The organism is Candidatus Arsenophonus triatominarum (assembly GCF_001640365.1).
GTDB lineage: Bacteria > Pseudomonadota > Gammaproteobacteria > Enterobacterales > Enterobacteriaceae > Arsenophonus > Arsenophonus triatominarum.
The window spans coordinates 1-5,237 of the sequence record NZ_LWMI01000076.1 but is presented as its reverse complement, the minus strand read 5'-3'; the positions used below and the strand labels follow the sequence as shown (position 1 = coordinate 5,237).

The window sequence follows — 5,237 nt, the reverse complement described above, 5'->3', positions numbered from 1 at the left end:
TGCCTGAAACCATTCGTTCCGTTTTCTGCTTCATGATTAGCCTCGTTTTTCATTGCAATATTGCGATAAATAGCCATTTTATTTTCTTCGCCAATGATATCCGTCTCTTCTGGTGTTAATTTCAGCCAATGGGATTTCATTGATTCAATACCGCCTTTTGCTGATGTTTCTAATTCCTGGATTAATTGTTCGTAACGGGCTTTTTGTTGTGCGGCTTCTTTCTGTATTACAATTTTTTCCTGTTCAGGCAAGTCTTCTCCGGCATAGATATAAAATCCTAATCCAAACATTGAAATAGCCTTGGTGAGACAGCGCATGAGCGTTTTATTGATATCAACGGCATTAGGGTTAGAAATAGCCTGATTCCGGTAATCCATAACGGGTAACCACATTTTTCGGGAAACTCATTATTTCCTTGTTTAACCGTGAGTGTTAACGACACCATCGCACTGCCATCATTGTTATAGCTAATGGCATCAATGACATAGTAGGATTCTGGATAATGTGCCATTAATACGCCCATGCCCAAGCCCCATGAGAGATAAGAAAGGCCGTTTTTCTTTTCAACTTTATCGTTAACATTAATCACCGACAGCGTTTCCCAAACCTGTTGTTGAAAACTTCTCTCTTTTTCGGTATGTTGTGTTTCGCTCATAGATATTTCCTCTTAGGTGCTCGAAGTGCTTTGTACTGATGGATGTTCTCATTTTTGAAATGGTTAAACAGCGCCTTCCAGATATCGTCAAAATCCTCAATACTGAGTTTTCGCATCACTGAGGAAGGTAGGCAGTCATAAACAGGCTGGACAAGTTCGCTGATTTCGTCGTCCAGCCTGTCTTCCCAATAAGCAATTTCTTGCTGTTGTTCGTACCAGTAATCTTGCATGGCGTAAGGGTTCATTTGACCTCCTCGAACTGAATAGCATCCTGTTTTTCTGGTTTTAATCTCCGCGACTAATAACTCGATTTCATTTTGTGAAAGGACGAATCCAGTAGCAGAGTGATAATTTTTTCTTTAAGATGGCGTTTTTTCGCCTTTTCAGATTTAAGGGGCATGATGATTTTTTCCATAAGCTTTAGTTGCAGTGATAAAGCGATTAGCCATATATCTTGTCGTTGGGTATCAATCGCTAACTTTGCTGCCTGTCTTGCCAGCGCTAGCAGGATGTTGTCTTTGTTCATCGTTACCCTTATGCACCTGACTATTTGTCGTGAGTGAATTCGCCGTTCCAGTCTTTCTTCATCGGTAGCTTACTTTTGAGGTATTGGTTATATAGCCATGAAGCCCCTTTTTTAGCAGAACGATTTTATAACACTGGCGTTTCCCGTAATCGTTTGTCATGATGAAGGGTGATTCGGTAGATAGGTATCTCTCGCATAAGAATGAACACGCCAGACATGAGCCTTGCTGATATCCTTTTCTGCATCGTAGAGAAAATGACGCGATTCCAGAAAAAGGTTGACCTGGTTAATATTTACGCCATTAAGCTGCTTGCAGAATTGAACAGGTGTCATACCAATCTGAAACAGGTTTTTTAGGCTATCGATTTCGGTTTCAAGCTGTTGAACCTGTACCCCTAACAGTTGAACTTTTTTATGCTGCTCAGCCCATGCAATGGCTGATTCAGCAGGGTCAAGGAAATTAGGTAAGCCTAAAGTTGTTGGGTTATTGGGTAATTGTGATTGTAAAATTCGTCTTTCGCATTCAATGAAGTACTGTCTGGCCTGTTTACCTTTTTCATTGCGCTCAACCATTGATAGCTCTTTTGCCATATCGAGTGAAATGTGATAGTCAACTCTTGAGCCACCGCCTACTAAATTTTTAGTAAGCGTTATAAAATCTAAGTTTTCTATGAAGTTATATTCTCTAATCCGATTTTTTATCCAGTCATTAAATCTGGATTTAATCTCTAAAAACGCATGTAAATCACGGGCATTAACAGTTTGGATTAATCCGCGTTAATGTTTTTTGTTTCGATATTTATTAAATTTTGCATAAGGGTATCCTTCAATAGTTAAATTGATGAATGATTGCCCCTGTAAAAAGGGGCGTTAATTAGTTACGTGGAGGAAGCGATTAACGTCGCTTGTTGCCATTTTTCAAGGGATTGTGTCATGACGCTATCATGTTCGTGAGTACTGGCTTCTAACAGTTGCTGCATTTCACGAAGGACGATCTCGACATTTTCCTTATGGCGGAGTAGACGACGAATGGCTTGTTTTTCAGCATCGAAGATAGCTGATTTGAGCGTGTCAGTAATGCCGTAAATCCGTCGGCATTCTTCTGCAATTATTGCGATTTGATTAACCTCGAAGTGCTGAGGCGATACGATTCCTGTCGCATGACGTAGCGCATACCAGATACCTTGCGTCCATGCCCTCTCAAATCTAAATCCATTCGCCATGCTCCAGACAAGATGAGCCAAATTGCGAGTATCGTTATCATTTAAGAGTTCTGGTGCTTCGGGTCTGGGCTGAGGATGCTCATATTTGCCAGTTTTTCGGATAGACGGTAAAACTTCATTAAATACCCAATCTTGAAATTGTTTTGCTTCCAGCTTATTGCTACGGAAAATAACACGATAAAGATTAGGTTCGTTTACAAAGGCAAATTGCCGTCTCTGCCCATCTGACCTAAGGTAGATTTTTCTACCCCAGCTTTATCTAACTGTTTTGAAAGCAAATCACTTGAGTTTATGACTGTCAAAGCTTTACAAACATCATTAAGGCAGAACCATGGTTCAGAATTAATAATCTGTACACGCACATCGTAGATATTGTTAAAATAAAATGATCTGAGTTGAGTATTCATTTTTACATCCTATATCAATTGTTCAATATCACCCATTGTTCGGATGGGCGGTCGGGTACTTGAACACCGGATATAGACGGCCAACAGTTTTCCCCAATAGGGTGTTGTATACTGTTCGCTACCCGACCATAACAATCTATGGACGTAAAAAAACCGCATTACTTTCGGGAGCGGTATCCGCTATATCAAAAGGTGTGTTCAGCACTTAATATAGAATATAGCGCATGATTTCTTCTTTCGTCAATGGGTATTTAAAATGTCAATGTTTTACTATGCTGCTGTAATCCCGTTCACCATCACGCTTAGCAATCGTGGGAATTGGTTATCGTAGAATATTTTCTATGCCTATGTACTGACCCAATTTATTTGTCGCGTTAATTATTTCAGAAGGCTTGAGCTTCAGCTCTGTTTTTGCAAAATCCAGTAATATAAGTCCCGCATTAATCTTATCGGTAAACTCTTGTTGATGAGTTATTACGTTATAATTACAAGCGGTTGTTGCTCTATTTTTTTCTATAATTGTTTCTTTTTTGAGCCACGTAGCGTAACGGATAGCTAATGTTTCTACAGCCCAAATTCCTGATTCAATACCACCATGCATTATTTGTACTGAATTTTTACCTAAGATTTTTATTACTTTAGAAATACCTTTACTTTTAATAAAAGCAGATGGCCGCTGAGACTCAGTTTGCTTTACCTTGTGCAACTGCCACACGGTGTAAAATCATTCAGACAATAACGCCCGAAAGCATCTTGACGGACAACGGTATTTTCAATAACAACTAATTTAGACATAAAAATATTTCTTCCGTAATGAAACGAATTAAGGTATTAACGTGAAAGATTTTGCAGATTGAACCCTAAACCCGTTATACTTACCAAAAAGGAGGATTCCCTATGGGTCAGGTTGCATTTTTGATACACTACAAGCATCTGAAGAGCTTCAAACGGCTGGACTTACTAGTCAGCAAGCTAAAGCTATTTCACTTGTTGTACGTAGATCGCATGAAGTTGCGGATGTAGCGACCAAAGCTGATATTGTTGAGGTAAATCGCAATATTGCTGATGTTCGTAAAGACTTATCTGCTGAAATAGCTGATGTTCGCAAAGATATGGCTGCTCGTTTTGAGAAGAACGAAGCTCAGATACAAGCACGTTTTGAAAAAACTGACGCTCAGATAGCCTTAATTCGTAAGGATGTTGAACATATTGCTACAGGACTACTTTTAAAGCTGGGTAGTGTGATAGTTTTGACTATCGGTGCTGCAACAGCAATACTCAAATTCTTCTAGTCCCTATGTTGCAGGTTCAAATCCTGCACAGCCCACCAATTTCAACGGTATATCTTCATCAGTCTTAAATTCTCTTTTTTTAAGACGCTTATTTTCTTTTGTTAAGCACTGTATAATTTCTTTGAAAGTTCTTGTTTCCATGTCGTCGTCATTCCATATATCAATGCTGCTTAAGTATTTTGCATCGCTCAAATGACGACTACCATTAATCCCAACCAGATTACCCATATTGGGATGCTTTGCCGTTACAATGCGTGGATTGTCCAATCTCATTATGTGTACTCCTTGTTAACATTTGCTGAAAAGTTAGGATGTGTGCCAAGTGCCTCTTGGTGTCGATTACAGTCATCACGGTCGGGTAAACGCAATCAAACTATATTTAGCTATTTGAAAGATAATTTATAGAATGTTGACTGTCCCGCGAGCGCAGAGCCGCATTCACACATCCTGAAACTAATTTGATTGCCAGATATTTCTGGCGCGTCAGGCTCGCTCCCTCTCGTGTAATCCAACAACACACAAAACAGGAATAATGATCACCTTAATAAGACATTGATTATATTATGAATTGTTTATTTATGATAATAAAAAGAAAGGATTTGATTTTGTGAATTGATTAATTATCTCCTATCAGATGGAATTCAATGTCTTCAGGTTCGCAGAAGTCGATATTATCATAAATTCCATATTTGCTTGCTATATCAAGAATTGCATCATTCATCTTGCTGGATGTCATTTGTGAATCGATAATTCTTCAAATTTTTTATAATCTTCTTCGTTCATATCTACGTATATAGTTACACTTTGCCTAACAGAAATTTGAACCTTAATCGTTTTGTTATTCTCAAACATTAGCAGTTACTCCGAAGTTGAGCTTAGGTTTATTTTTAAACCTTTTAGCAGTGTATAAAGCTATTTCAGGCAAACAGCAATTATCAAATGAGTCATAAACTTTAGTTAGGCGTATTGATATTGCTTTTTCTACACGACTCATCATTTTTCTTTTTAGTGAAAGAATAGGGCGTTTAGGATTTGGAGTTGTTAGTTGGTTAGATTTTTTAGATGGGTTTAACGCTGCTTTCAATGCCAAATTAAGCGCTTTGTTATAGTTATAGGCTGCTCGCTTGGCGCTTC

General features: G+C 38.6%; 10 protein-coding genes and 1 pseudogene. 1 reads left to right on the top strand and 10 read right to left on the bottom strand.

Going from position 1 to position 5,237, the window contains the following annotated elements; all coding sequences use genetic code 11:
• The 8 genes from AYJ55_RS35005 to AYJ55_RS23250 form a co-directional block, all read right to left on the bottom strand.
• A partial coding sequence (locus AYJ55_RS35005; protein WP_281181222.1) for a Sak single strand annealing protein occupies positions 1-377 on the bottom strand: 377 nt, incomplete at its 3' end.
• Positions 278-655, bottom strand: coding sequence for a Sak single strand annealing protein (locus AYJ55_RS35000; RefSeq protein ID WP_063658105.1), 378 nt, complete (start codon positions 653-655; stop codon positions 278-280). The genes AYJ55_RS35005 and AYJ55_RS35000, both read right to left, overlap by 100 nt.
• On the bottom strand, positions 652-900 hold the full coding sequence (locus tag AYJ55_RS23275; RefSeq protein WP_063653611.1) for a hypothetical protein: 249 nt from the start codon (positions 898-900) through the stop codon (positions 652-654). The genes AYJ55_RS35000 and AYJ55_RS23275 overlap by 4 nt, the downstream gene beginning before the upstream one ends.
• A gap of 53 nt (positions 901-953) precedes the next feature.
• Positions 954-1,181, bottom strand: coding sequence for a hypothetical protein (locus AYJ55_RS23270; protein WP_063658103.1), 228 nt, complete (start codon positions 1,179-1,181; stop codon positions 954-956).
• Between the two features lie 156 nt (positions 1,182-1,337).
• Entirely contained in the window at positions 1,338-1,949 is a 612-nt protein-coding gene (locus AYJ55_RS31315; protein WP_222703551.1) for an antA/AntB antirepressor family protein, read from the bottom strand.
• A 110-nt stretch (positions 1,950-2,059) separates the two neighbouring features.
• On the bottom strand, positions 2,060-2,425 hold the full coding sequence (locus tag AYJ55_RS34125) for a hypothetical protein (RefSeq protein ID WP_245677550.1): 366 nt from the start codon (positions 2,423-2,425) through the stop codon (positions 2,060-2,062).
• 173 nt (positions 2,426-2,598) lie between these two features.
• Positions 2,599-2,811, bottom strand: a complete 213-nt coding sequence (locus tag AYJ55_RS23255; protein WP_063658099.1) for a BRO family protein — start codon at positions 2,809-2,811, stop codon at positions 2,599-2,601.
• 322 nt (positions 2,812-3,133) lie between these two features.
• Positions 3,134-3,526, bottom strand: coding sequence for a KilA-N domain-containing protein (locus AYJ55_RS23250; protein WP_063658097.1), 393 nt, complete (start codon positions 3,524-3,526; stop codon positions 3,134-3,136).
• A 182-nt stretch (positions 3,527-3,708) separates the two neighbouring features.
• Between AYJ55_RS23250 and AYJ55_RS23245 the strand changes: the two are divergent.
• Positions 3,709-4,103 (top strand): annotated as a pseudogene (locus AYJ55_RS23245) (hypothetical protein).
• A gap of 3 nt (positions 4,104-4,106) precedes the next feature.
• On the opposite strand, the gene AYJ55_RS23240 reads toward AYJ55_RS23245, so the two are convergent.
• On the bottom strand, positions 4,107-4,376 hold the full coding sequence (locus AYJ55_RS23240; protein ID WP_063658094.1) for a hypothetical protein: 270 nt from the start codon (positions 4,374-4,376) through the stop codon (positions 4,107-4,109).
• Between the two features lie 571 nt (positions 4,377-4,947).
• The coding region (locus tag AYJ55_RS23235) for a transcriptional antitermination N peptide (RefSeq protein WP_063658092.1) at positions 4,948-5,237 on the bottom strand (290 nt) is incomplete at its 5' end.

What these genes read in the sequence shown, in the direction of transcription:
- AYJ55_RS23270 (WP_063658103.1), bottom strand. Translation starts at nt 1,181, where the DNA reads ATGAACAAAGACAACATCCTGCTAGCGCTGGCAAGACAGGCAGCAAAG.
- AYJ55_RS23255 (WP_063658099.1), bottom strand. Translation starts at nt 2,811, where the DNA reads ATGAATACTCAACTCAGATCATTTTATTTTAACAATATCTACGATGTG.
- AYJ55_RS35000 (WP_063658105.1), bottom strand. Translation starts at nt 655, where the DNA reads ATGAGCGAAACACAACATACCGAAAAAGAGAGAAGTTTTCAACAACAG.
- AYJ55_RS23275 (WP_063653611.1), bottom strand. Translation starts at nt 900, where the DNA reads ATGAACCCTTACGCCATGCAAGATTACTGGTACGAACAACAGCAAGAA.
- AYJ55_RS23240 (WP_063658094.1), bottom strand. Translation starts at nt 4,376, where the DNA reads ATGAGATTGGACAATCCACGCATTGTAACGGCAAAGCATCCCAATATG.